This is a genomic window from Saprospiraceae bacterium (assembly GCA_016717265.1).
GTDB lineage: Bacteria > Bacteroidota > Bacteroidia > Chitinophagales > Saprospiraceae > Vicinibacter.
Genome location: JADKFX010000001.1, coordinates 733,675 through 760,138, shown reverse-complemented (window position 1 = coordinate 760,138; position 26,464 = coordinate 733,675). Strand labels below are relative to the sequence as shown.

General features: G+C 32.5%; 20 protein-coding genes. 6 read left to right on the top strand and 14 right to left on the bottom strand.

Features of this window, described 5'->3' with window-relative positions; genetic code table 11:
• Window positions 1-17 precede the first annotated feature (17 nt).
• The 4 genes from IPO86_03040 to mutL are packed head-to-tail and all read right to left on the bottom strand — an operon-like array spanning window position 18 to window position 4,338.
• A complete protein-coding gene (locus IPO86_03040) occupies window positions 18-1,067 on the bottom strand; it encodes an endonuclease/exonuclease/phosphatase family protein (protein ID MBK9727074.1) in 1,050 nt (349 codons plus the stop codon).
• A 2-nt stretch (window positions 1,068-1,069) separates the two neighbouring features.
• Window positions 1,070-1,945, bottom strand: a complete 876-nt coding sequence (locus tag IPO86_03035) for a rhomboid family intramembrane serine protease (protein MBK9727073.1) — start codon at window positions 1,943-1,945, stop codon at window positions 1,070-1,072.
• A gap of 3 nt (window positions 1,946-1,948) precedes the next feature.
• On the bottom strand, window positions 1,949-2,551 hold the full coding sequence (locus IPO86_03030; protein ID MBK9727072.1) for a rhomboid family intramembrane serine protease: 603 nt from the start codon (window positions 2,549-2,551) through the stop codon (window positions 1,949-1,951).
• A gap of 5 nt (window positions 2,552-2,556) precedes the next feature.
• A complete protein-coding gene (gene mutL / locus IPO86_03025) occupies window positions 2,557-4,338 on the bottom strand; it encodes a DNA mismatch repair endonuclease MutL (protein MBK9727071.1) in 1,782 nt (593 codons plus the stop codon).
• Between the two features lie 305 nt (window positions 4,339-4,643).
• On the opposite strand from mutL, the gene IPO86_03020 reads away from it, so the two are divergent.
• Window positions 4,644-6,536: an amidophosphoribosyltransferase gene (locus IPO86_03020; protein MBK9727070.1), complete on the top strand. Its 1,893-nt coding sequence runs from the start codon at window positions 4,644-4,646 to the stop codon at window positions 6,534-6,536.
• 168 nt (window positions 6,537-6,704) lie between these two features.
• On the opposite strand, the gene IPO86_03015 is transcribed toward IPO86_03020, so the two are convergent.
• The 8 genes from IPO86_03015 to IPO86_02980 all read right to left on the bottom strand — a co-directional run bounded on the left by IPO86_03015 (window position 6,705) and on the right by IPO86_02980 (window position 16,109).
• A complete protein-coding gene (locus IPO86_03015) occupies window positions 6,705-8,468 on the bottom strand; it encodes a DUF4153 domain-containing protein (GenBank protein MBK9727069.1) in 1,764 nt (587 codons plus the stop codon).
• 186 nt (window positions 8,469-8,654) lie between these two features.
• A complete protein-coding gene (gene rfbA, locus IPO86_03010) occupies window positions 8,655-9,536 on the bottom strand; it encodes a glucose-1-phosphate thymidylyltransferase RfbA (protein MBK9727068.1) in 882 nt (293 codons plus the stop codon).
• A gap of 19 nt (window positions 9,537-9,555) precedes the next feature.
• Window positions 9,556-9,882, bottom strand: a complete 327-nt coding sequence (locus IPO86_03005) for a hypothetical protein (protein ID MBK9727067.1) — start codon at window positions 9,880-9,882, stop codon at window positions 9,556-9,558.
• Entirely contained in the window at window positions 9,866-10,249 is a 384-nt protein-coding gene (locus IPO86_03000; protein ID MBK9727066.1) for a hypothetical protein, read from the bottom strand. Before IPO86_03000 ends, IPO86_03005 begins: the two co-directional genes overlap by 17 nt.
• Window positions 10,246-11,652, bottom strand: coding sequence for a 23S rRNA (uracil(1939)-C(5))-methyltransferase RlmD (gene rlmD, locus IPO86_02995; protein ID MBK9727065.1), 1,407 nt, complete (start codon window positions 11,650-11,652; stop codon window positions 10,246-10,248). The genes IPO86_03000 and rlmD overlap by 4 nt, the downstream gene beginning before the upstream one ends.
• On the bottom strand, window positions 11,649-13,577 hold the full coding sequence (locus IPO86_02990) for a PD40 domain-containing protein (protein MBK9727064.1): 1,929 nt from the start codon (window positions 13,575-13,577) through the stop codon (window positions 11,649-11,651). Before IPO86_02990 ends, rlmD begins: the two co-directional genes overlap by 4 nt.
• A gap of 42 nt (window positions 13,578-13,619) precedes the next feature.
• Window positions 13,620-14,657: a hypothetical protein gene (locus tag IPO86_02985; protein MBK9727063.1), complete on the bottom strand. Its 1,038-nt coding sequence runs from the start codon at window positions 14,655-14,657 to the stop codon at window positions 13,620-13,622.
• 435 nt (window positions 14,658-15,092) lie between these two features.
• On the bottom strand, window positions 15,093-16,109 hold the full coding sequence (locus tag IPO86_02980; protein MBK9727062.1) for an SPASM domain-containing protein: 1,017 nt from the start codon (window positions 16,107-16,109) through the stop codon (window positions 15,093-15,095).
• A gap of 160 nt (window positions 16,110-16,269) precedes the next feature.
• On the opposite strand from IPO86_02980, the gene IPO86_02975 reads away from it, so the two are divergent.
• Window positions 16,270-16,854 (top strand): aminoacyl-tRNA hydrolase, encoded by a 585-nt coding sequence (locus IPO86_02975; protein MBK9727061.1) that lies wholly within the window; start codon window positions 16,270-16,272, stop codon window positions 16,852-16,854.
• 398 nt (window positions 16,855-17,252) lie between these two features.
• Here IPO86_02975 and IPO86_02970 read toward each other — a convergent pair whose 3' ends face one another.
• Together IPO86_02970 and IPO86_02965 are read right to left on the bottom strand one after the other, a co-directional pair.
• Window positions 17,253-17,846 carry a hypothetical protein gene (locus tag IPO86_02970; protein MBK9727060.1) on the bottom strand — a complete coding sequence of 198 codons (594 nt, stop codon included), beginning with the start codon at window positions 17,844-17,846 and terminating at the stop codon, window positions 17,253-17,255.
• 31 nt (window positions 17,847-17,877) lie between these two features.
• Window positions 17,878-18,471 carry a hypothetical protein gene (locus IPO86_02965; protein ID MBK9727059.1) on the bottom strand — a complete coding sequence of 198 codons (594 nt, stop codon included), beginning with the start codon at window positions 18,469-18,471 and terminating at the stop codon, window positions 17,878-17,880.
• A gap of 494 nt (window positions 18,472-18,965) precedes the next feature.
• On the opposite strand from IPO86_02965, the gene IPO86_02960 reads away from it, so the two are divergent.
• From IPO86_02960 to IPO86_02945, 4 genes are all read left to right on the top strand, one after another.
• Window positions 18,966-21,089, top strand: a complete 2,124-nt coding sequence (locus IPO86_02960) for a peptidylprolyl isomerase (GenBank protein MBK9727058.1) — start codon at window positions 18,966-18,968, stop codon at window positions 21,087-21,089.
• A gap of 139 nt (window positions 21,090-21,228) precedes the next feature.
• Window positions 21,229-21,858 (top strand): toxin-antitoxin system YwqK family antitoxin, encoded by a 630-nt coding sequence (locus IPO86_02955; protein MBK9727057.1) that lies wholly within the window; start codon window positions 21,229-21,231, stop codon window positions 21,856-21,858.
• Window positions 21,828-22,886 (top strand): type IX secretion system protein PorQ, encoded by a 1,059-nt coding sequence (gene porQ, locus IPO86_02950; protein ID MBK9727056.1) that lies wholly within the window; start codon window positions 21,828-21,830, stop codon window positions 22,884-22,886. Before IPO86_02955 ends, porQ begins: the two co-directional genes overlap by 31 nt.
• A gap of 189 nt (window positions 22,887-23,075) precedes the next feature.
• The gene (locus IPO86_02945) at window positions 23,076-26,438 is read left to right on the top strand and encodes an isoleucine--tRNA ligase (GenBank protein MBK9727055.1); all 3,363 of its coding nucleotides are present in this window, start codon (window positions 23,076-23,078) and stop codon (window positions 26,436-26,438) included.
• Window positions 26,439-26,464: the final 26 nt, after the last annotated feature.

Here is a 26,464-nt window from a genome sequence, read left to right as displayed (position 1 = left end):
TAATTAAACCTCTTTCATTACCATTTAGCATAACACTTTACCAAAATAGGGTTATGATCAGAATAACTTGTGTGCAAAACCCGATGTGAACAAAAATTTAAAATGTTTTCATCACCAAGAACATAATCAATTCGCAAACCCGGAAGTGCTCCGATATAGGTAGTACCTAAACCACTTCCACATTTAATAAAACTATCATTTCTTCCTTTTGAAAGTATTTTATAACTATGTGAAAATGGGGTATCGTTAAAATCACCAGCAATAATGCAGGGAATAGGAGAAAGACTTGCATGATCAGATAACAATTTAGCTTGTTTTGAACGCACGATTGCTGTATTCCTGTACTTTCTTAGCATCTTTCGGATCACATTAATTTTCTCCTGATTCTTCTCTTCTTGCTCATCTGTAATGGTTTCTACCTCCTTGGTGATTCGATTGCTTTGTAAATGGACACTATATACTCTAATTTTTTTTCCCTGGACTAAAATATCAACCCACAAACAACTATTTGTTTTTGTGCCAAACTCGACTAAACCTTTGTCCAATATAGGAAAGCGGGAGTAAATGGCTGCGCCATGTTGAATCATATAATGAAAATAGGGATACAGTCCGGTTTTATTAATAATGTCATCAGAAAAGAAATTATTTTCTTGTGCACATATAATATCCGGTTCATGCTCTCTTATGAAAGCGGTAAATTTAGATTTCTTAATCAACATTTTAGATTGAGACGTATCTTTCAATTGCTTAAGACCATAAACATTATAACTCATGATCGTAAAAGATTCTTGTTGACACTTTTTCGATTTAAATTCCTCACCAAACGAAAACAATAAATTCCAAGATGACCAACCTGCTAGAAGCGTTAGAATGGGTAACCAAACATATCTCCAATGAAACACTAACCAAAATAAAACAAATAAAATATTAATTAGAAAGAGAATCGGTATAAATAAACTTGAAATTGAAAACATCCAAAACCTTGCAGGATCTAAACCTACAATGGCATAAATAACAAGACAAATTATTGTCCAAACAATATTTACAGAAAGTAAAAAACGCAACATCTTTATTCTTTGCTCATTTGATCCAGGAATTCCCGTTCTTCTGGGGTTAGTTTTTCTATCCCCTGCGTTTTAATTTTATCCAGAATCCCATTTAATTTTTCTTCTTTAGAGGGGGTTTGTTTAAATTTAGTTTGACGTACTCTGGTTTCCTTTGGTTTTTGATATTTACTGGGTGTATTGTCTGAAATAAAATAATCCAACCATCCATCCATTGCTACTCCTTGCCGCAATAACAAAATGTAAAGCCAACCCCAAATGGCGCCACCAATATGTGCAAAATGACCTCCAGAATTCGTAACCTGCCCTGCAAGAATTAAATCCATAATGAGCACAAAAATTGCAATATATTTGATCTCAACATTTCCAATTAAAAATAAGCGAATACCATAACTTGGTGAAATTGTAGCTGCAGCAAATAATAAGCCACAGATAGCAGCAGAAGCACCCGAAGCATGAATTTCCATTCCCTCATACCAAGGAATAAAATGGGTACTAATTATAAAAAATATCCCTCCAAAAATTGCAGCTTCAAAAAAAATGAGAATAGCATGTCTTTTTCCAATTAAATCTTCCACAATAGCCGATAACCAATATAGCCACAGCATATTCCAAAGTAAGTGAAAAAATCCTTCATGCAAAAAAATATGTGTAATCCATACCCATATATATAACAGGTTGTGTTTCCATTCAGAGGACAAACTTATACCCTGAATCACATCATAGTATAGCGCTCCCGGAAAGCCAGCATTACTAAACGTAAAATAAGCTTTCGTAAGATTTACTAAAATAAAAATAACCGTACACAATACAATACTCCGGACCCAAAAGTTTCCTGTTTGTATTTTATATCGAATATCTTTATAAATAGATTCAAACATGGATTAGCGCTTATGTCTCCAATAATATAACATTAAAAAGCCGAATAATGCACCGCCTAAATGTGCAAAATGTGCAATGCCGGTATGATACCCACTTGCACCCCAAATAAGATCACCTCCAATTAATAAAAATGCAAGATATTTTGCTTTTATAGGAATTGGGATAAAAAGTAAACTCATTGGCATATTTGGATATAAATACGCCAATCCAATGAACAATCCATTGATAGCTCCAGATGCTCCGACTACGGGAATATTGATTTCTTCTGCGTGACCAAAATACTGAATTAAAATAAATTTGGAAATAATATGCAAAATGGCACCTCCTAATCCACATCCAAAATAAAAACTTAAAAAACGTTTTGTTCCTAAATCACTTTCCATCATTGGACCAATAAAAAATAAAGAAAGCATGTTAAATAAAATATGGTTTATATTCCCATGCATAAACATATGCGTAATAATTTGCCAGGGTTTAAAATAAGGGCTTTCTGGATAAAATAAATATAAATAATACTTATAGTCTCCCATTAAAGTCATGGCTCCTAAAAAAAGGATTACATTAATTATAATTATATGTTTTACGGCTTCTGTAATTTGATACATAGTATTTAAATAAATTTTTTGTGTAAATCATCTAAACTCAAATGAAACAAACACTTTTTTCCAAAAGGGTTTGCATATGGAATTTCGCATAAAAACAATTGCTCCACCAAAGCAGTTGATTCTTCGTGATTTAAGGTCTTGCCTCTTTTTATGGAACTACTTATTGCCAATGATCTTGCCAGATTTTCATCAAGGGATAATTCAAACTCAAGATTCGCTTTATATTGATTTAACATTTTAAGAATAAGTTCTTGTTCAGAATACTTGCCTTCCAGGAGCGCTGGTACACCATGAATAATAAATGAATCAGAACCAAAATCTTCAATTTCAAATCCAATTTTTTGAAGAACCGGCAAAATTTGTTTTAGTTGTATTGCATCTGGATAACTTAGGTGTAATGTTTGTGGAAAAAGTAATTTTTGAGTTTGACTATTTTCTGTTTTTAAATTTGCTTTATAAAATTCATACAAAATACGTTCATGTGCATATTGTTGATCAATAATTGTAATTCCTGATTTAAGCTGGACAATTAAATAAGATGCGTGGAATTGCACTACCCGGAATTTATCTTCCGCTTCCTGCATTGTAAGTAGTTCCGTATTATTTACGAATTGGATATCCGACGAATTTTTTGGGGACTCAAAATCATTTGGCTGACCAGGCTTTGCCAACTGTAACCAGGATGCCTGACTCCCTGGATTTTGATTCACATGATTTGGATTTCTTGAATATTCAACACCACTCATCATGCGCTCAATTCCAGGATTTGAATCTTCAAAATTTAATTGCGGTGTTAAAGAAAATTGAGCTAAACTATAGCGAGTTGCTGCCTTTAAAAATTGATAAATTAACCTTTCGTCCTCAAATTTAATTTCATGTTTTGTTGGATGCACATTGATATCAATTTTAGTTGGATCAATATTTAAAAACAAAATATAAAATGGCTGACTATCCGGGTGAATAATATTTTCATAAGAAGATTTCACAGCATGCTGTAAATATGGACTGCGAATAAAACGGCGATTTACAAATATTATTTGTTCCCCTTTTCCCTTTTTTGCTAATTCTGGTTTTCCAATAAATCCACTAATTTCGATAACATCTGTTTGTGGACTTACCGGAATTAAATGATCCTGATACTTCTTACCATATATCTGAATGATTCGTTGTTTAAGATTACCCGGTATTAATTGATAAATAAGATTATCATTATGATGGTATGTAAACGCAATTTCTGGAAATGAAAGTGCCTGATAAATAAATTCATCATGAATATGTCTTAATTCTACGGTATCTGCTTTTAAAAATTTTCTTCGTGCAGGTACATTGTAAAACAGATTTTTGACTTGAATTTGTGTACCTGATGGACAGGCGCAAGGTTCCTGAGATTTTATTTTGGAATCTGCTATTTGTATTCTTGTTCCCGTTTGATCACCATGTGGTTTAGTCTTTAACTCAACTTGAGCAACCGCTGCAACCGATGCAAGGGCTTCTCCTCTAAATCCTTTGGTCAATATTTGAAATAGATCCTCTGCTGACTTAATTTTTGAAGTAGCGTGTCTTTCAAAAGACATTCGCGCATCGCTTGGTGACATACCACAACCATTGTCATTTATCTGTATCCATGATTTTCCTGCATCCCTTATTATTAATTTTATTTCCGTAGCACCAGAGTCAATAGCATTATCCATTAACTCCTTTACAACTGAAGAAGGCCTTTGAATTACCTCACCAGCGGCAATTTGATTGACCACATGATCACTTAGTAAATGGATGATATCCGGCATAGGGTATGTATTATTTAGTAATACGCCACAAATGTAAAAGGTTTCAGAATAGGATCATTACTTATAAAATTGGATTTTTGTAATTCCAGATTGCTCTTTTAAACCTGGAATGACCCAAATATGAAAAATTCATTGAAAACCAAAGAATATCATATGAATGTTTAAATTTAATATTGACTTATATTAAATTAAAGCTGATTCTAAAACGGTTTTAATAAAAAGGCTTTGTATTTGACAATTTATTATGCATTTTCAGTCTTTTGACTGACTTTGTTAGTCGTATCTTTGTATTACATTTTTTCAATATGAGTGATCAAATCAAACATGAGTGTGGCCTAGCCATGGTTCGTTTGTTAAAGCCCTTAGATTATTATCAAAAAACCTATGGTACTTGTTTCTATGGCCTGCAAAAATTGCATTTACTTCTTCAAAAGCAACGTAATAGAGGCCAGGATGGTGCAGGAATTGCCACGATTAAACTGCACACTCAGCCTGGAAAGAAATATATTTCACGGAGGAGAAGCAACTCCTCTAATTATTTACAATCCTTGTTTGAAGGGGTAATGCAACATTTTGATGACCTCACGGAAGAGCAAATGAATGATGGGGCTTGGCTTAAAGAGCATAAACCTTTTATGGGAGAATTACTTTTAGGCCATCTTCGCTATGGTACCCATGGAGAAAATACTATTGAAACCGTCCATCCTTTTATTCGGGAAAACAATTGGATTAGCAGGAGCCTGGTTTTAGCTGGTAACTTTAATATGACCAATGTGGAGGAATTATTTCAAAAATTGGTATCCCTTGGTCAATATCCAAAAATTAAATCAGATTCCATAACTGTTTTGGAGAAAATCGGGCATTTCTTAGATGAAGAAGTTCAACATCTATTTAACTGGTATAAGCCGGAAGGACATAGCCAACAAGAAATTAACCAGTTAATTTTTAAAAATTTGGATGTCTGTAATGTACTCAATAAAGCGGCTAAAAAATTTGACGGAGGTTTTGTAATAGCAGGCATGATTGGTCATGGTGATGCATTTATATTAAGAGATCCAAATGGTATCAGACCAGCATTTTATTACCAAAATGACGAAGTTGTTGCTATGGCGTCAGAAAGACCTGCTTTGCAAACTGCTTTTGAAATTGGCGTAGAGGAAATAAAAGAACTTAAACCAGGAAATGCATTAATAATTAAATATCACGGAGAGGTTAAGGAAGAATTATGCCTGGAGCCAAAAGAAAAAAAATCATGTAGTTTTGAAAGAATTTACTTTTCTCGTGGTAATGATTCAGATATTTATGTAGAACGAAAAAATCTTGGAAGACAATTAGCCCCAGCTGTTCTTGATTCTTTAGAAGGCGATTTAGAACATAGCGTTTTTTCTTTTATTCCAAATACTTCTGAAACTGCATTCATGGGTTTAACAGAAGCCATTCACGATCATCTTAATAGTCAAAAAGTTAAGAGTATTCTTAACAAAGAAACTAGTTTAAGTCCTGCTGAAATACTAAAAATATTATCTGTAAAACCAAGATTCGAAAAATTGGTAGTAAAAGATGATAAAATGCGTACGTTCATTGCTAATGACAAAGTCCGAGGTAAAATGATTTCACATGTCTATGATGTAACCTATGGTGTTGTGAAACCTGGTAAAGACACCCTGATTGTACTAGATGATTCGGTCGTAAGAGGTGCTACTCTTAAAGATAGTATCATTCATATACTTTGCACTTTACATCCTAAAAAAATTGTTATTCTTTCATCAGCACCGCAAATTCGGTATCCAGATTGTTATGGCATTGATATGTCACAGCTAGATAAATTTGTTGCTTTTCAGGCATTAGTAGAATTATTACAGGATCATAACAAAGAGCATTTATTAGAAGAAACACTCGAAAAATGTTTAGCTCAAAAACATCTTCCTGCCGAAAAAATGGAAAATCACCTGATTGCCTTATACGATAGTTTTACCTATGAACAAGTTTCTAAAAAAATTGGTCAAATGCTGACTCCCTTAGAATACAATGTGGAAATTGAAATTATCTTTCAGACACTCGAAGGATTGCATAAAGCCTGTCCAAATCATACTGGAGATTGGTACTTTTCAGGCAATTATCCTACCCCCGGTGGTGTTAAGGTTGTAAATACTGCATTCATCAATTATATGCAGCATAATGATGTAAGAGCTTACTAAAAAAAGTCTATTCCTAATTGCTGGTTTTGAGGATTATTCAATTTTCGTTGACATTGAAGAAAATTCATTTATATGAATATCCAACTCCAAATAATCTAGAAAAATTGGAATTGCAAAAAGAAATCACTTCGAATTCTAAAATCTAGACCGCAATAAAATTCGGACTGACTAAATTCTTTTCTTACATAATACAATTGCATGCATATAGTCTATATCTAAAGGAATTTCATTCTTTCTATAATTCAATTGTTTTATAAAAAATCGATAACTAAATGCTTTCGTTTCCATGGTAAACACTGTATTTAATACCGCATCATTTCCAGTTATCTTTGCCTGATCTTCTATTTTAATCATTAAATCATGTAGTAAAATCGTATCCTGAATATCTCGTTTAAATATCAATCGTGGGTTTACACCTTGCTCCAACCGCACATGATCATCTTCACCACCAGCATTCAAATTAAATAAAAACATCCACGCATAACCATCTATAGAAATTGCGTTTGTTTCGGGAGCATTCAAATAAATCGTTTCCGTTTGATTTCCAAATTCCTGTGCGATGGTAAGGCCCAGTTTTTCAAATAAAATGTTTCGTGATTCCTTTCCCAGTAAGGACTCTACAGAAATAGAATCTGGTAAAATAGGATGTATCTTATATAAATAACCAGATTCATCCAAAACAATAAGCATGTCTTTTATAGATTCCTTTTCTGCATAACTGAGACTTGTTAAACTCTTTCCAATACGTCCATTATTCATTACACCGAGCGTTTCCAACTTTGAATAAAGTCTATTTTTTTGACTTCTGGATGAAACATGAAAAGCATCCATGGGACTCATAGTACCAACCAATAAAAATAAGATTAAGCTGGTTGGTATCCATTTAATATTATCAGACTTTGAAATTATAAAATAGATACTTATAAATAATAACCAAATACCTGTAATAAGAATAAAATATCTGGGTGGTGTAAATCCATAATCTGATAAACGCCTGAAAATAGCTGAAAATAATAAGAGCACTAAAGGCGCCAAAACTATAAAAAAATATTTTTTAAATATTTTAGATAGTGTATTTGATTCTAGTTCTGTTAAACAATAATTCAATAGATAGGTAAAAACGCCAACTGCAGAAAAACCTAAAACCAAGGTAGAAACCCAACCTTTTGGAAGATTCCATAAAATCAAAATTTTGATTCCATATGCATAAAGTATAACAAAATATAAAATAGACATTGGAATATAAATATAAAATACTAAAATTCGAATAGCCTTAGTATATTCAATTTTAGAATCTACAGTTTCTGATAAATTTGGAAAATTAAAGAGAAAATAAACTGGGTGCCCAATACATCCCACGAATATTAATATATATAAATAAAGTTTACCATCAATGCGAATATCAAACAAATTATCAATTGCCAATAATGCGATTGATAATCCAGAAAAAATGATGAGTACATAAAATGCTCCTACAAACCAATTTATCAAAAGATTCTTATTATACTCCCAAAATTCAGCCAAATTATTTTTTTCTTTGAAAGGAACTATGGCTACAAAAAAATGAGCCATAAGAAAAAACGAAAAGAACCGAACAGGTCGCTCAAGTCTTTCTAGTTCAAAATCCGGAGCAATATATAAATAGATCATTGCTAAAAAAAGAAAACCAACACCAAATACAATCATTTTAATATTCGAAATTGCAGCATACTTTTCCACTACTAAATGCAAACCAATCATGCATGGTACTGCTATCGCCAGGGTAAACATAAATCGTTGCAATTCCGGTTCAGAATCCTTTACCCCTGTATGGATTTGATAAATTGCAATAATAGCAAAGCCTACTGCACTTAAGACGGCTAAAGGAAAACGCGAACTTGCGGCAAGAAAAGAATCACGAATTACTGGAATTGAGAAATTTGATAATTTCATATTAGTATTTTTAAACTTTTTGATTCAGTATAAAATCGCTCCTTTGGAATTTAAAACAAAATCCGATACTCCCTTCCTCTATAAATATTCAACAACACTTAATGCTCCAAAATAATTTCAATAAAACCAAAGTTATCTTGATTATAAAATATATACTAAAAACGCAAAAGGATTTATTAAATTATATTATATCGTTTCGTGGCTTGCCATTTTTACCAATTTCATCAAGTACTCACCATAAATACTTTTACCCAACAATTGGGCTTGCTCTTTAAGTTGTTCTAAGCTAATATAGCCCATAAGAAATGCGATTTCTTCAATACAGCCTATTTTTAAACCTTGTCGCTGTTCAATCACTTGTATAAACTGGGAGGCCTGCATTAAAGATTCATGCGTCCCGGTATCTAACCACGCAACCCCTCTGCCTAAAACACCTACCTTAAGTTTTTTCGCTTGCAAATATTCTATGTTCACATCTGTGATTTCATATTCTCCTCTTGCAGATGGTTTTAATTCTTCCGCAATTTTAATAACCGAGTTGTCATAAAAATAAATCCCGGGAACTGCGTAATTTGATTTTGGCTTTACGGGCTTTTCTTCAATCGATAAAACGTTTAAGTCTGCATCAAAATCTACTACACCATATCGTTCAGGATCCGCCACAGGATAAGCAAAAATAACCCCACCTTGTGGTTCGGTGCTTGATTTTAAAAGTTCTGGCAATTTATGACCATAAAATATATTATCCCCTAATATCAAACAAACAGAATCTTTCCCAATAAATTCTTTGCCTAATACAAATGCTTGAGCCAATCCATTTGGAACGAATTGTTCTTTATAAGAAATTTTAATACCTAATTGACTTCCATCTTTAAATAATTCTTTGAATAATGGTAAATCTTTTACCGTGGAAATAATCAAGATCTCTTTTATTCCAGCCAACATTAAAGTAGACAATGGGTAATAAATCATCGGTTTGTCATAAATTGGCATTAATTGCTTACTCATTGCAAGTGTTAGCGGATATAAGCGAGTTCCTTGACCGCCGGCGAGAATAATTCCTTTCATTTTGTAATGGATTGTAGTTTCAAATATTTAACTGGCTGTTGACTTTTAAAACGATGGCATCTAATTCTCGAATTTCATTTTCAACAACTGGATTTTCTGTTTCAATTTTCTTTATAATCGATTCACAAAATCGAATTGCTTCCCCACAATGAAGCATTGAAAAATTAGTTTTCAATTCATGTATTTTATTATATAGTCCTTTATTATCTTGCTCCATAAACCGTTTCTTAATTTCTGTAATTTTAGAATTCGAATCGATTTTCCATTCATCAAGCATCTCCTTTAAAAGAAGCTCATCTTTAAAAACAATTTCTCGCATTAACTTTAAATCAATTGAGATTTCCATATTCCGTATAAAGATGATCTGTTCTTGGATAAAAAATAAACTTGGCACCTAATTCAGACAAAACAAATAAACAAAAATTATCAGGATGCTCTTTATAAACTCTTATAAATTCTTCAACTTTATCATTTTCTATTAAACTTTTCACAACAAATTCTTCCAAACTAGAAGCATGGACAGACCAAATTCCAGTTTTCTCCCCAGCTTCAATTATTTTAATACCCATTTCCAATTCTTGCTGATGAACAATAAAAATTGGATAATTACTGACCTCTTGGTCAAGCATAATTTCTATAGCTTCATTCAAGGCTTTGCGATATCGCCTTAAATCATCCTCTAATTGTAAATATTTTTCAAATGGCTCATTCATGTCAACAAAGATAATAAGGCTACACTTTCAATGTGATTTGTGTGTGGAAACATATCTACGGGTTTGATTTTTATGACCTCATAGCTTTCTTTTAACAAATCTAGGTCTCTTGCCTGTGTGGCAGGATTACAGCTAACATAGATCAATTTCGGAGCTTTCAAATATTTCAATTGCTCAATAACCAATTCATGCAATCCGATTCTTGGCGGATCCACAATAATCAGGTTTGGCAAGCCATGATCTTGAATTATCGACTCAATCTGAACTGCTTTGGCATCAGAAATATAAAAATGACAATTCTTAAGTTGATTTAAAGCTGCATTCAATCGGGCATCTTCAATGGCTTCCTGGATTTCTTCAACACCAATTACTTTAGCAGCATTTTTAGCAAGGTAGATACCAATACTTCCTACGCCACAATACCAATCATATATAATTTCATCTCCTTTTAAATCTGCATACGCTGCTATTAATTGATACAATTTAGCTGCTTGTTGACTATTCGTCTGAAAAAAAGATTTTGGACCTATTAAAAATTTTGCATGATCCAAATACTCTGTTATATAGTCATCTCCATATATTTTTTGAAAATCCAAATCAAAAAGTGTATCATTCTTTTTTGGATTAATTACAATATAAATACTACTGATTTCTTTAAACGCATGAACTAATTCCTCCTTCAATGCCTTTGTAAATTCATCATTTGAATATGCAATACTTAAAATACATAAATATTCATTTTGCGTATTGCTTCTAATAATTAAGTTTCTTAAAAAACCTTGTTGCTTCTTAATATCATAAAAATCAACTTTGTTTTTGATTGCAAATTCTTTTACAAAATTTCGAATATCATTGGATCTTTCTGATTGCAAAAAACACCTACTAATATTTACGACTTTATTAAAGTTTCCAGGGCGATGAAATCCGAGTGCTAGCTTTTCTTCTTCCACTAATTCAAGACCCAATTCTTCTTCTGTAAGCCATTTGTGTTTTGAAAATGTAAATTCCAGTTTATTCCTGTAGAATTCAGTATTTGTTGCTGGTAAAATGGTTTCAATAATTGCATCCGGAATTTTAGCAATGCGAACCAATGCATCTCTTACTAATAATTCCTTTTGTTTCAATTGTTCACGATAATCCAAATTTTGCCAGCTGCATCCACCACAGATACCAAAATGATTACAAACAGCGGTAACTTTATATTCTGATGGTCGAATCGTTCTTATCAAATTTCCTTGCCATACACCTTTTCTTTTCTTTGTAAACAACACTTCTGCGCGTTCTCCCGGCAATGCACCTTGCACAAATACCACTAAGCCTTCATCTGTTCTTCCCACAGATGTTCCTTTGTGTGCAATTCCCTTAAATTCAACCTCTGCGGTTTTTTGCTTTTTACGACTCATTTACTTTGTATCAAAAATTCAATTCTACGATTATTCGTTCTTCCTTCTTCTGTATCATTATTGTCAATGGGTTCTGATTCTCCCTTACCTTTAAAATTTAATCGCTCAGTCTGAATACCACTTCGAATTAAATACGCAATTACAGATAATGCACGTTTCTCAGATAATACGATATTGTCTGTTTCTGAACCAATATTATCGGTATATCCAGTCACAAGCAAGCTAACAAATGTATGATCTTTTAAAAATTGAAGTAGTTGTTTTAATTCAAAATAACTTTCTTCTTTTAGAATTGCAGAACCGGATTCAAAAAATATGTTTTTCAAGGTAATCGGTACTGCGCTTTCTAAAGATATTTTTTCCATCCATTTTTCAATCACCAATGGATTATATTTCTTATTAGGTTTAGAACAATTAAATTGATCTGGTACAAATAAATAATCTTTATTATAAATATGTAATCCATAATCAACTCCGGTTGGTAATGAAATTAAAATACGCTCTGTAAGGACTGCATTTTTTTCAAAATAAATTTTATTATTGCTTAAATCAAAAATTCGGATATCTGCTGAGACCAGCTCTTTTGTGATTTTATCCCGGATGCTAATCTCGATTGAAGTGGCTGGTTTAATTTGTAATTCCAAAGGTAGATAAATCTTATACAAATCTAAGTTATAACGCAACGCTATGCGTTTATTCTGATAATGTTGTCGGTCACTTGCATACCACGCTTGCACACCATCAGGAAAAACAATAAAAGAAGATTCATCCCCTTTTGTATTTATTGGGTAACCTAAGTTCATTGGCGTTTGCCAATGGCCTTTTTCATTTTGTAAAGAATAAAATAAATCTTTACCACCCATTCCAGGAGGAAAATCTGATGAAAAATACAAAACCATTTCATTCGGATGTACAAATGGACAATCTTCATTCCCAATTGTATTTATTTCAGAACCAAGATTTTTGGCTATAGTCCAGGAATGATCTTGCTTTCGTTTACTATACCAGATATCGCGCCCACCAAGAGTTCCTTTTCGGTTACTTGTAAAATATATCATTTGGCCATTCTCTGCAAAACAAGCTTGCGATTCGTAGGCTGCAGAATTAATTTTATCACCCATGTTGACCGGTTCACTCCACTGATCATCTTGCCATTTTGAAATATATAAATCACAACCACCGTAGGAGTTTTTGCGATCACAAGATGTAAAAACCAAAGTCTTACCATCTGGAGAAATTGCAGGTGATCCTTCGTTTAATGGAGTATTTAAATCAAGGATTGGAATGGCTTGTGACCATTCATTATTATTTAAAAAGGAAATATACAAATCTTCATCATTTTGATAAGTTCTTCTGGTAAAAACAACCGTTTTTCCATCCGCGGTAATAGAGGGCAAATATTCAGAAAAATCAGTCTGTAACGAACGAATCAAGCTTGGGTCAATATTCACAGCATGTTGTGTTGCAGAATCTGCAAACTCAATTTTTGGGAGTAAATCTTTTGCCTTTTTAAGCAAATCTTGATTTGTAGTTTCAAGATTTAAAAATAAACGCATATTCTCTTTTGCATTCTTAAAATGGTCTAATTTATATTGGCTTAATGCAAGCGTATAATAAATTTTTTGATTATAGTTGGAGTCCATTTTGAGTACATTTTCAAAATGTATCTCTGCACAACTGTAATTTTCCATATCAAAGCATACAGAAGCCATTTGTAATGCTGCATCAATAAATGTGGGTGATTTTATTAATGCCTTTTCAAAATATTGTATAGCATCGATAAATTCATTGGCTTGATAATGCTTCACTCCTTTTTCATAGAGATTTAATACAGATTTAGGAACATTCTGCTTCGTAATTAGAATTTGCGTCCATAACGGATTAATTATTAATAAATAGATCCCAAGAAAACAAAAGAATCGCATTTTCTTTTTCACTTAAACGAAAAAAATCTTAGGAATTATATATTATTTAGCTTGTTCTGCAAGTAAAATGGAAGCAGAATCTAATCCTAGCTCGGCGGCTTTTTTAAGATCCAGAATATAATCTGCTTTTCCCGCGGCTTTTCTAGCCATTCCTCTATGCATAAATACTTCTGCCTGACTTGATTCCTGTGCTTTTTCTAAATATGAAATACTTTTATCAAAAGCATCTAAAGCTGCATCCAATTGTCCCAATGCAAATAAAGTTTTACCATAATTAAACCAAGTTTTAGAAAGATATTTATGGTTTGGATCATCTATAGCAAAACTGCGTGTGGTAAAAAGTTTATACTCAAATGCAGCCTTCTCAAACTGATTTAATTCTAAATGACAATTTCCTTTTACCCTTCGTGAAGCCCAATAAAGTGGTTGCAATGCGATAGATTGTTTTGTTGCTTCCTCTAATGAAAGAATGGCACCTTCTAAATCATTTTTAATCATTAAGGTTCTAGCCAATCCATAATGCGAGGAGGCATTCATAAAATCAAAATTGATGCTTTTTCTGAAATCATAAATTGCATCATCATAATTCTTTAAATGAAAATTTATATAGGCTCTTTTTTCATAGGCTTGTGAATGTCGATCATATTTTTCGATCGATTCGGTTAATAACTGCATTGCTTCCTTTTCCTTTCCCTCTAATTCAGCCATTTTCTTGCCCTCTTGATATAACATAATCGATGTTTTCTCACCAAGTGGCTCAATATGATAATGCTGTAATATTTTTCCATTATCAGTCATCCAGGCATTGATACTTCCAGATAATGAAAACTGTGCACAATACTCGATCAAGCTAATTGTGTTTTTCCAAAGCTTTTCATTAGAATTGCCAATAAACCGACCTATATGAAGACTATTTTCTTCAGGTTTAAAGATGGCTTCAGGGAATTTAAACAAGATTTCTTTCTTGTATAAAGTTTCGTATCGTTGAAGATATAATTGATAAACCTTCTGAAAAGAACGCTCCGATCCAAACTCAAACCGTCCTTGAATAATGACCTTGTAAAATGTGCCGTGTAGCATATACTTGGTTTTGTTTAACTATAAGCTTTTCCGGAAATTTTGAAATAATTGATTCCAATTATCTCAAGAATATAAAATTAAAATTTGCGGACTTTAATTAATGTAGAATTTTCCGGAATATAAAATATTGAAATGTGTATCTTCTTGAAATCAAAGCATCTTACAAAGATCGGAACTTTGATATGAAAATACAATAAAAACTCTAGCTAAATGTTTAAGAATCAAAGAATTAATTTTTTTATATACGTATCTTGGTGAACTCTAAAATGTTATACATTTATAAATAGATTCAACTGAATTCTTAAAACTTAGAAATTAACATTTAGTTTAACTATTTCATTGTCAGGAACTTAGACTTTAGGATTTAGAATGTAAAACCGTGCTAATTTTAAAAATGTGAAAATTAATTTATAATTCCTTTCTCTTCCATTGGATCTAACCCCAAACTTTGGTTCCTTCAGTACAATTTCGACAAATATTGATCGATTTTCTAGATTTCATCAATTGTTTTCGAAAATTTGAATATTTTTCATTGCTCCAGATGGTTTCTATATTTTCCTCAGATAAATTTCCAAACTGATGACTGGCATCTTTATCAAAACAACAGGGTACCTGCCGACCATCCCATGTAATTACCGGAGCATGCCATAGCTTCCAACAATAATTATTTAATCTATTTTTTAACCTGTAAGTACCATCTGTCTTTTTCTTATAACGAGAATATACCTCTTGTTCAGGTATTAAAGAAGATCCATTAATATAATCATAAATCTGGGCAGTTTTTAGCTTAACTTCATCTATTTTATAAGCTTTAGCGAGCTTGTAAATTGCAGGAATTTGATGTTCATTATGCCGCACCACTAAAAACTGAAAAATCATATAAGGTGTCTTACTTTTCAATCTACTTTTAGCTTCAACAAGATTTTGAACCCCATCTAAAACTTTTGCCAAATTTCCTTCCACCCGATATTTTTGGTAGGTTTCTTGATCTGTTCCATCAATTGAAATAATCAATCGATCTAATCCTGAATGAACAATTTTTTCGGATAAACCTGGATCCAGGAAATGACCATTTGTCGAACTCATTGTATAAATACCTGATTTATGGGCATAATTTATGGCTTCAGTGATTTCTGAATGGATAAAAGGTTCTCCTTGAAAATAAAATGTTATGGACCAAATTTTGTTTTTATAGGGTTCAATCCACTTCTTAAACTCTTTTAATTTCAAATTTCCTGTTGGACGTGTAAACGATCTTAAACCAGAAGGACATTCTGGACACCTTAAGTTGCATGCTGTGGTTGGTTCTATCGATAAACTTATTGGTAAACCCCATTGGATGGGTGTTCTAAATATTTTTGACAAATAATAGGAACTGAGAACTTTTGCCGCATTTAATAAACGGCTAAAGTTTAGCTTTCTAATGACTAATTTAAATTCTTGAAATTTCAATTGTAAAGAATTAGCACAAAATTCAAACAATAATCTCGTTCTTGCACATTTAAATAAATTTTAATGTTTTTGGATATTCAAAGAACCTTTCTATTTTCAACTTTGGTTTCCATTTTATCTAATTTAGGATTACGAATATGGGCTTAAACATCCTTCTTTTATGAAATATTTGATCGCCGGACTCGGGAACATGGATACTGAATACTTTGGTACCAGGCATAATATCGGTTTCGAAGTAGTTGATGAACTTGCAAACATGTTGTCAATAAATTTTAAAAATTCTAGTCTTGCTCATATTGCAGAAGGTTCTTATAAAGGAAAAAGAATCATTCTTTTAAAGCCTACAACTTATATGAATCTCAGCGGAAAGGCAATAAAACATTGGCTTTTAAAAGAAAATATCCCAATTGAAAATTTATTTGTAATTTCTGATGATTTAAATCTTGATTTCGGATCCATCCGAATTCGATCAAATGGAACTGCTGGTGGCCACAATGGATTAAAAGATATTCAGGAAAATTTAATGACAAACGATTATGCCAGACTCCGTATTGGAATTGGTAATAATTTTTCAAAAGGAAAACAAGTACACTATGTATTGGGTAAATGGACTCCAGAAGAAATAAAATATTTGAAACAAATTAATATGCTTGCTGCAGATGCTGCTTTGAGTTTTTGCTTTGCAGGAATCCAAAATACAATGAATACATTTAACGCAAAGAAAATTGAGATTCAAAAGGCCTAAATTAGAAAGCTTTTTTGAATCCATTTTGTTAAATCTATTTTACATGAATAGGGTTGATTCAAAATGTCTTAAACGGTATAGTCAAACTTCAAAAATTGCATTTATAAGTCATTTTTAGTATTCTAATATTCAAAATATTTACTGCTTACAATTAATACAATTAAATACTTTATAAAAAAAGATAAAAATAAAATTGTCAAGTAATAAATGAAAATCGCAGAACTAAATATAAAATTAGAAAAATACTAGACAGATACATCTTGCGAAATAGCATCCATACAATTATGTCATGTGTTTTGTCTTATTTTAATAATATCTATCAAAAACTATTCGATTATAGATTTAAAAAACGATCCCTCCTCAAATCATTGAGGAGGGATGGCTTTCCAAAAAAGAATTTACTTATTACAACAAGAATAATGTCCAGATCCACATTTGACTGAACATTTTTGACCAACCTGGTTGCCACCTGGAATAAAATAATTAGATTCTACTGAACATTCTGATGAACCAGCTCCTCCATTCTTACAATTAGAAGAAGCACCATTTTGGATGCAAGAACAACTGATGTAACTAACATCTGGATCTGGCTTTGGTAATCCATCAGAATAAAACATATGCAAATTTCCCTCTCCGCTTACCTGGATTAAACTATTACCAAACCATGTTGCTGCCTGATCCAAATTAATACTGAAAATTAATTTTGCACTCCCTGGTTGATAAAATTCAATTCTATCCGCAAATTCTACAATTCGATTTACCAAAATTGTTTGCATCGGCGCTGCAACATAATTGCCTTTTAATAAATAAAGTTCGTTATCAGGGTGATAGCTATTTGGTATAAATAAAATAAAATGCTCTTTTTGAATTATTGAATAAAGGCTTCCTGAAGCTTTGATTTCTTGCGGATTAACAAACGTTAAATTTGTTTTGTCACAGGAACTACCAAACAATAAAATGAAAAATAATAAAATCTTTTGAATGGTTCTCATATTAATAAATTTAGAAATTAATGGATAAAATTCATTTTTTACAACAGGCATAATATCCATCTCCACATTTGACAGTACATTTATCAGTTATGCCAGTCCCAGCAACATTAGCAGTAGTTTCAATAGAACAGTCCGTGGCTCCACTACCTCCTGAATCACAGGTACTAACTGAATTGATTCCTTTGCAAGAACATTTTACGGCATCTACATCTGGATTTGATTTTGGATTTCCATTATTATAAAAAAGTGTAAAATTTTCAAGTCCACTTACAATGGAAAGACTATATCCATAAAAATCGGCATGCATACTTGATGCTAAAGAAAAAATTAACTGCCTTCCATTTGCTTCTTTAATATCAAGGCCTTCATTGAACTCGTTTAAACGACTTATATAAACATCTCTGTTCACATCATGAAACTGATTTGTTCTTAAAATATAAATATTATCAGCCACGGTTCCATACTGCTTTAAAAGCACCACAAAACCATTGCCTCCAAGAAGTCTATAGTGTGTAGGAACGGAAGTAACTGCCTGTTGTATAAACTGGGATTGTTCTGTCTCTTTTGAACAAGAATACATTGCTAAACTAGCAATTGCTAAAAAAATAAATAATAAATGCTTCATAGTAGTTAATTAAAAAAATAAAAATAAAATCCTTGTTCACGCAGTTGGACACCTGCGATTTGAAATTGCATTTTAGCGCTTCTCAAATAACACTTCAAAAAAAACAAGGATTCAAGAGTTGCAATAATTTTAGATCCCCTATTTTGAACTATTTTATTGAATAGGCTAACTTTCTTATTGAATTGCCATTTAGGTATAAGTTTTAATAATTTCTGAATTTATGAACCTTGATTTCTGTTTTTTCTAATGGTTGTCTTTTAAGTTAAAACATAAATTTTATATATGTAACTACCTAATTATTAGGAAATGCCAATCTAAAATTTCATGTTATATAGGATTCGCTAGTGCATAAATTTTGCTAATTCACAGATTTTCAATTTTTAACATTGAAAATAAACTCGAATCCTATTACCTTTGCATTCCTTTAAAAAAGCCTCGTTGGCTTAGTTTTTTAATTATAGTTAATTGATATTCAAATAATTAATACGTAGATTATGGGAATGATTTCGAGCATCCGGAAAAGACTTTGGGTTGTTACTGTGTTAATGGCTCTTGCTTTGGTGGGCTTTATTGTCATGGATATGACTTCAGGAAAGTCTTCTAGTTTATTAGGAAACCCTGATACTGTGGGTTCTGTTGGCGGAGAAAGTCTAACTTGGAAAGATTTCCAAAATACAGAAAGAATCCTTTATTCAAATTCAGAGGTCGATTATTTTGGTCGGAAAGACTACCTATGGAACCAATTTGTTGAAAAAACGATTCTTGAAAAAGATGCAAAATGCAATGGAACTGGTGTAAGCCCTGCCGAAATTAAAGAACTTGAATTTGGGTATAACCTCTCTCCAATTGTCCAAAGAAACTTTCGCGACCCAAATACTGGTCAAATTAACAGGGAACAATTAAATACCTTTAAACAAGGTATTGAAGATGAAAACTTAGATCCAAGACTTAAAGATTTTTGGATGGTCCAGGAGCAAGAAATAATTAAAGACCGCCTATCCACTAAATTAAACGCATTGGTTGTTAAGTCTTTATATATGCCAAATTTTATGATCGAAAGAAATCAATATGAAAGTAATTTAAAACTTGATTTCCTTTATACCATAATTCCTTATGATATTGTCAATGATTCGGACATTATAATTGAAGATTCTGATTATGAAGCTCAGGCTAAAGAAAAGGAAGCATTATTAAAAACAGATGAAGAAACAAGATCTGTAAAATATGTTATTCTCGATATCATTCCTACAGCAGAAGATAGTGCTCAAATAAAAACTTCCATCTCCTCTAAAATAGAAGGACTTAAAACGTCTACAGATGATTCAACATTTGTAGTAAGCAATTTAGGGAAATGGGAAGATGCTTATCAGAAGGAATTCGAAATTAGTCCTGCTCTAAAAGATACGATCTATAAATTAGAAAAAGGAATGGTTTACGGACCCTATATAGATAATGGTGAATACAGAATTGCTAAAGTAATTGATAAAAAAGTGATTCCTGATTCTGTTAAATCAAGACACATTTTAATTCAAGTACAAACTCGCGAACAATATCAGGCTGCTGTTAAATTGCTCGATAGTCTTATGAATCAAGTAAAAACTGGAAGGGCTAGTTTTGATTCTTTAGCTACAAAATATAGTCAAGATCCAGGTTCTGCTGTGAAAGGGGGTGACCTCGGATTTGTAGCTACCGGAAGAATGGTAAAGCCTTTTAATGATGCTATTTTTTATGAATTAGCAAAAGGCGAAATGAAATTAGTTATCACACAATTTGGTCTTCATTTAATTCAAGTAACAGATGCCATTTATGACAATGCTCAATTAGGCGTTCATCTTGCAATTATCGGAGAAACCATATTACCAGGAGAAAGTATTTCTAATTTAATTTATGATGAAGCACAAAACCTAGTGCAAGAAAATCGGAGTCTGGATGCATTGGAAAAAGCTGTTAAAGATGGTGGTAAATATAAAATCGACTTGGCTGGAAATTTATTTATCAATTCATATCAAATTTCTAAATTAGGTGCAAAAGCCAGCAGCACTTGTAGAGATATTGTGCGTTGGGCGTTTTCAAAAGACACTAAAAAAGGAGATGTAAGCACGGAGATTTATAGTCTTCAGGAGGACGAAAAAAAATATGTAAATAAATATGTTGTTGCTAGTCTTTTTGAAATAAAACCAAAAGGCATTGGATCTTATGAACCGTTCAAAGATATTTTGAAAGGCGAAATTCTTAAGAATAAAAAATTTGAGAAAATAAAAGCAACCTTAGGTCAAATTGCAGAACTCACTTTAGGCTTAGGTGGTTATACCTACAAAATTGATACTGCACTTGGAGTTTCTCCTTATAGTGGTTATATAACGAACCTTGGAGATGAAACAAAAGTTATTTCCTCTCTTGTAAAATTAAATGAAGGCCAATCAAGTCAAGCACTCATGGGTGAAAAAGGTGCGTTTATTTGCAAATTGATTAAGAAAGATATTCCACCTGCTCCTACTACAATTGAAGCATTTAGACACTTTTATATTCATCCTGCTAAAAATGTAGCAATGACTTATCTTATGACCGCTATGAAAAAACAATTTAAAATTAAAGATAACAGAAGTAAATTTTTCTAAACGAAATAATAAAGAACAAAAAAGCTTGGTTTTAAACCAAGCTTTTTTTTTGACCTTTTTGTACTTTAATCTGCTAAAAATTGAAATTTTTTATAAATCACCAGGGCCGCTAACAATGATTTTTCAAACTATCCGTTTTATGAAAATGAAATTCCGTGCCCTGGTTGGATTTGCCTTTTTAATTTGTTGCTTTTTTGCATGTGAAAAGAAGAGACTCGTTGAGATCAAAAACAACACAGGTATAGTAACAGAGCGGTTTCAACTCATAAAGCAAAATGGAAACGAACTTAAAGATGGGTATTTCCAAAAATATGACGAATCCGGTAATCTTATAGAATTAAGCATTTTTAAAAATGGAAAATTGAATGGAATCCGTAAACTTTACATGAATTCTAAGCTTCAAAGTGAAGAATTTAGGCTTAATGACCAATTTCATGGACCTTATAAAGCTTATTTTCCAAATGGCAATCTTCAACTTGAAGCAAACTATACAAATGATGTTATGACGGGCGATGTAAAAGTCTATTATGTTTCTGGCCAATTGAAAGAAATTGTTAGGTTTGCAGATAGTGTAGAAGACGGACCTTTTGTAGAGTTTTATGAAAATGGAAAACTGAAAGCAGAAGGGATCTACAAACAATTGGATGGTCCTGTTGAAGATGGAGAACTTAAATTATATGATACCACCGGGACTTTAATTAAAATTATGAATTGTGACCTGGGCAAATGTTCTACGAAATGGTTAAAAGACAGTACTACTTTACATTAACATTCTTGATGTTTACGCTTGGTTTGTTTTCACAAACAGGCGGTCGGGAGATCTATCAATTTATGAATCTGTCTCCAGGCGCCAGAGTTTCTGCGCTCGGAGGTATGCCCATTGCCTGGAAAGGCGATGATCCGGCTGCAGCCTTTTTAAACCCTTCTTTATTGTCTGATAAAATGGATGGAAAAATTCAGTTTTCTCATCAATATTATTTTGCAGACATACGAAGTGGTCATGTATCTTATAACCATAATATTTCGAAGTTAAACTTAAATACTCAATTCGGTATTCACTATATTAACCATGGGGATATCGTGAACGCCGATGTCTATGGTAACACCAATGGCTCTTTTAATGCAAAAGAAAGTGATTTTTATGTGGCTGCTTCGAAAACCATCAAAGAACGATTAACCTTAGGCGTAAGTCTACAATATATTTCTTCAAAATTAGGCCTCTATACATCTCAAGGTTTAGCAATGAATACCGGAGTTCAGTACCATAATCCAGATAAAAATTTTGATCTAAGTCTTGTTTTTAAAAACAGCGGATTTCAATTAAGTAAATACAATAATGAATCTGAAGTTTTACCTTTTGAAATTCAATTGGGACTCGCTAAGAAATTAAAACACCTTCCACTCATATACCATATAACTTTTCAACATCTTGAAAAATGGAATTTACGCTATGATGATCCAGACATTGCAAACGAAAGTGTCCTCTTTGGTGATACTCCGAAAGAAAATAAATTCGAAGATGCTTTAGGAAATTTTTTAAGACATTTTGTTATTGGTGCAGAATTGAATTTAGGTAAAAAAGAAAATTTTTCCTTGCGATTAGCTTATAATCACCTTCGTAAGAAAGATTTATCTCTTGTAGACTACCGTAGTTTCTCAGGCTTGTCTTTTGGTTTTGGTTTGAAAATTTATAAATTCAAATTTGATTATTCTTATGCATCCTATCACCTTGCTGGTGGTACTAGTCAGATTGGCTTTAGTACGAATATTTATTCTTTTATAAAAAAAGAAATGTAATTGATAAAATTCTAAAAGTATTCTTGTTTTCAATGCGCCTACAGCATAATATGTATACTTAAAATCTATAAAGCCAAGCTCTTTGGACTTCTTCGGAATGCCGTTCTAATGTATTGCAGGGTTATGAAAGTGAAGACCTTGTTCAAGAAACCCTATTCTTTTTATCTTTGCGGCTCAAAATGATATCAGATGATTTACAGGGAAGTAAAAGGGCTTAATTTACCAGAGATAGATAAAGAAATACTCAGTTTTTGGAAAGAACAGGATATTTTTAAGAAAAGTATCAGTAATCGGCAAGATGCTGAATCTTTTGTATTTTATGAGGGGCCACCTTCTGCAAATGGGAAACCGGGTATTCATCACGTTATGGCCCGTGCTGTAAAAGACTTATTCTGTAGATATCAGACATTAAAAGGTAAAAAGGTTCATCGAAAAGGCGGCTGGGATACACACGGACTTCCAATAGAATTAAGTGTAGAAAAAGAATTGGGAATAACAAAAGAAGATATCGGGGTTAAAATTTCCATTGATGACTATAATCATAAATGTCGGGAAACAGTCATGCGGTATAAAACGGAATGGGATGATGTAACCGTAAAAATGGGTTATTGGGTTGACCTGGATCATCCATATATCACCTTCGAAAATAATTATATTGAATCTGTTTGGTATCTTCTAAAAGAAATTTATAAAAAAGGATACCTCTACAAAGGTTATACAATACAACCATTTTCACCCGCTGCGGGTACTGGATTGAGCTCACATGAATTAAATCAACCTGGAGCTTATCGAGAGGTCAAAGATGTTTCTGCTGTGGCACTTTTTAAATTGCGTTCTGAAAGTTATTCAACACCACAGAATGAACTCTTTAATTCTCAACAAATTCTTATTGCAGCCTGGACTACAACACCTTGGACCTTGCCGAGTAATACTGCTTTAGCTGTTGGCGAGCATATTGACTACACATTAATTGAATGTTATAATCCCTACACCCATGAACTGAATAAAATAATTCTTGCAAAAGACTTAGTTTATAAGTGGTTTAAACAAGAACACGAAGTATTTGATCATTTAATTCCTGCAAATGAAGATAAAAAAGTTCATTTCAGAATTTTGATTCCTGTAATCAAAGGAAAAGCACTTGAAGGAATCCGATATGAAGCATTATTCGGTTATGCTACACCCGAAGAAGGAGATGCTTTTAAAATTTTACTAGGTGATTTTGTTTCAACTGAAGATGGTACAGGAATTGTTCATATCGCTCCTTCTTTTGGAGCAGACGATATGCGCGTTGCAAAAAAATATGGAATTGGCGCTTTAACTTTAGTTGATAAACAAGGACGGTTTACTAAAGAAGTTTATGATTTTTCAGGCGAATATGTAAAGGAAGATTATCTAAGTCCGGAAGAAAAAGCAAAAGAAAAAATACGCCTGGGATTAGACAAATATTTATCTGTTGATGAACGCATTGTCATTAAATTAAAAAAGGAAGGAAAGCTCTTAAATTCTCAAAAATACACCCATAATTATCCACATTGTTGGAGGACTGATAAGCCAATTTTATATTATCCATTAGATAGTTGGTTTATTCGTGTAACTGCTGTAAAAAATCGATTGATTGAATTAAATAATACGATTCAATGGAAACCAGCATCCACCGGAACAGGCCGTTTTGGAAATTGGTTGGAAAATGTTCAGGATTGGAATTTATCGCGTTCCAGATATTGGGGAATCCCCTTGCCAATTTGGCGAAATTCAGATGGAAGTATTGAAAAATGTATCGGATCTTTAGAAGAACTAAAGTTTGAACTTGAAAAAGCAAATCAAGTTTTAAATTTAAATCAAATTCTACCAATAGATATTCACCGGCCGTATATAGATGAGATTGTTTTAGTTTCTGATGAAAACAACGAAACACTTACGCGTGAATTAGACCTTATAGATGTATGGTTTGATTCTGGCTCCATGCCTTATGCACAGATACATTATCCTTTTGATACGAAAAGTTTAAAGGGCTTGTTCCCTGCTGATTTCATTGCAGAAGGTGTTGACCAAACAAGAGGTTGGTTTTACACATTACATGCGATTTCCACTATGATTTTTGATAGCGTGGCTTATAAAGCAGTAGTTTCAAATGGCCTTGTATTAGATAAAAATGGTGAAAAAATGTCTAAACGCAAAGGCAATGTAATTGATCCATTTACTACGCTGAATCATTATGGCGCAGATGCAACGCGCTGGTACCTTATTAGTAATGCAGATCCTTGGGAAAATTTAAAATTTGACTTGGAAGGAATTACAGAAGTTCGAAATAAATTTTTTGGTACCCTTTTTAATACTTATTCATTTTTTGCTATTTATGCCAATATAGATAATTTTACATTCGACGAAGAAAACTGTATTCCTATTGATCAACGAACTGAATTAGATCGATGGATTCTTTCAAGACTTCAAAACGTAATTAAATCCTATCGAATATTTATGGATGATTACGAACCAACTCAAGCTACACGACTCATCGAAAAATTTGTTTCGGATGATCTCTCAAATTGGTTTGTACGTTTATCCAGAAGACGATTTTGGAAATCAGAATCATCCTTCGATAAACAAGCAGCTTTTGAAACACTCTACGAATGTCTCATTAGAACTTCCCAATTGATGGCTTCACTTGCGCCCTTTATGGCGGATTGGTTATACCGAAATTTAAATGAAAATTTACGCAAGAATCCTACATCCAAGAATCTTTCCCTTACACAAGAATCTGTACATCTTTCAGATTTAGCTGAAGTCCAAGAAAACTTAATTGACCTTGCATTAGAAAGACGTATGGATCTCGCACAACGAATATCATCTTTAGCTTTGTCTTTGAGAAAGGCTCAACGGATCCGTGTACGCCAACCATTACACCAAATTTTAATCCCAATACTCGACGAAACTGTAAAATCAGACATTCAAAAAGTAGAAGAATTAATTAAATCAGAAGTAAATATAAAAGAAATCAATTATATTTCTGGCGATACAGGTTTAGTGAAAAAGAAAGCCAAAGCAAACTTCAGAACCTTAGGAAAGAAATTAGGAAAACATATGAAAGAAGCTTCAGAAATGATTCTAAATTTCGAAGCTCAAACAATCCAAACTATTGAACAAGGTGGCGAAGTATCTCTTGAACTTGATGGACAAATTTATTTAATCCAAAAAGACGATATCGACATTCTATCAGAGGATATTCCAGGTTGGTTAGTAAGTCATGATGGTGAAATTACAGTTGCGCTCGATATTAATATTACAGACGAATTATTAGCAGAAGGGTATGCAAGAGAATTAATTAATAGAATCCAAAATATCCGGAAAGATCGAAATTTTAATGTAACCGATCGAATACAGGTTAAAGTTGAAAAAATTGAAAACTTATCTGCGACTTTAAATAATTACCAACAAATGATCTGCAATGAAGTACTTGCCGATGCAATTGAATTTACTTCTGAAAAATTAAACGATCAAATGGATTGGCTAGACGATCAGAAAATTGGAATCGAAGTAAAGACTCTTTGAAAAAGTTTTTTCAAATTAAAATACAA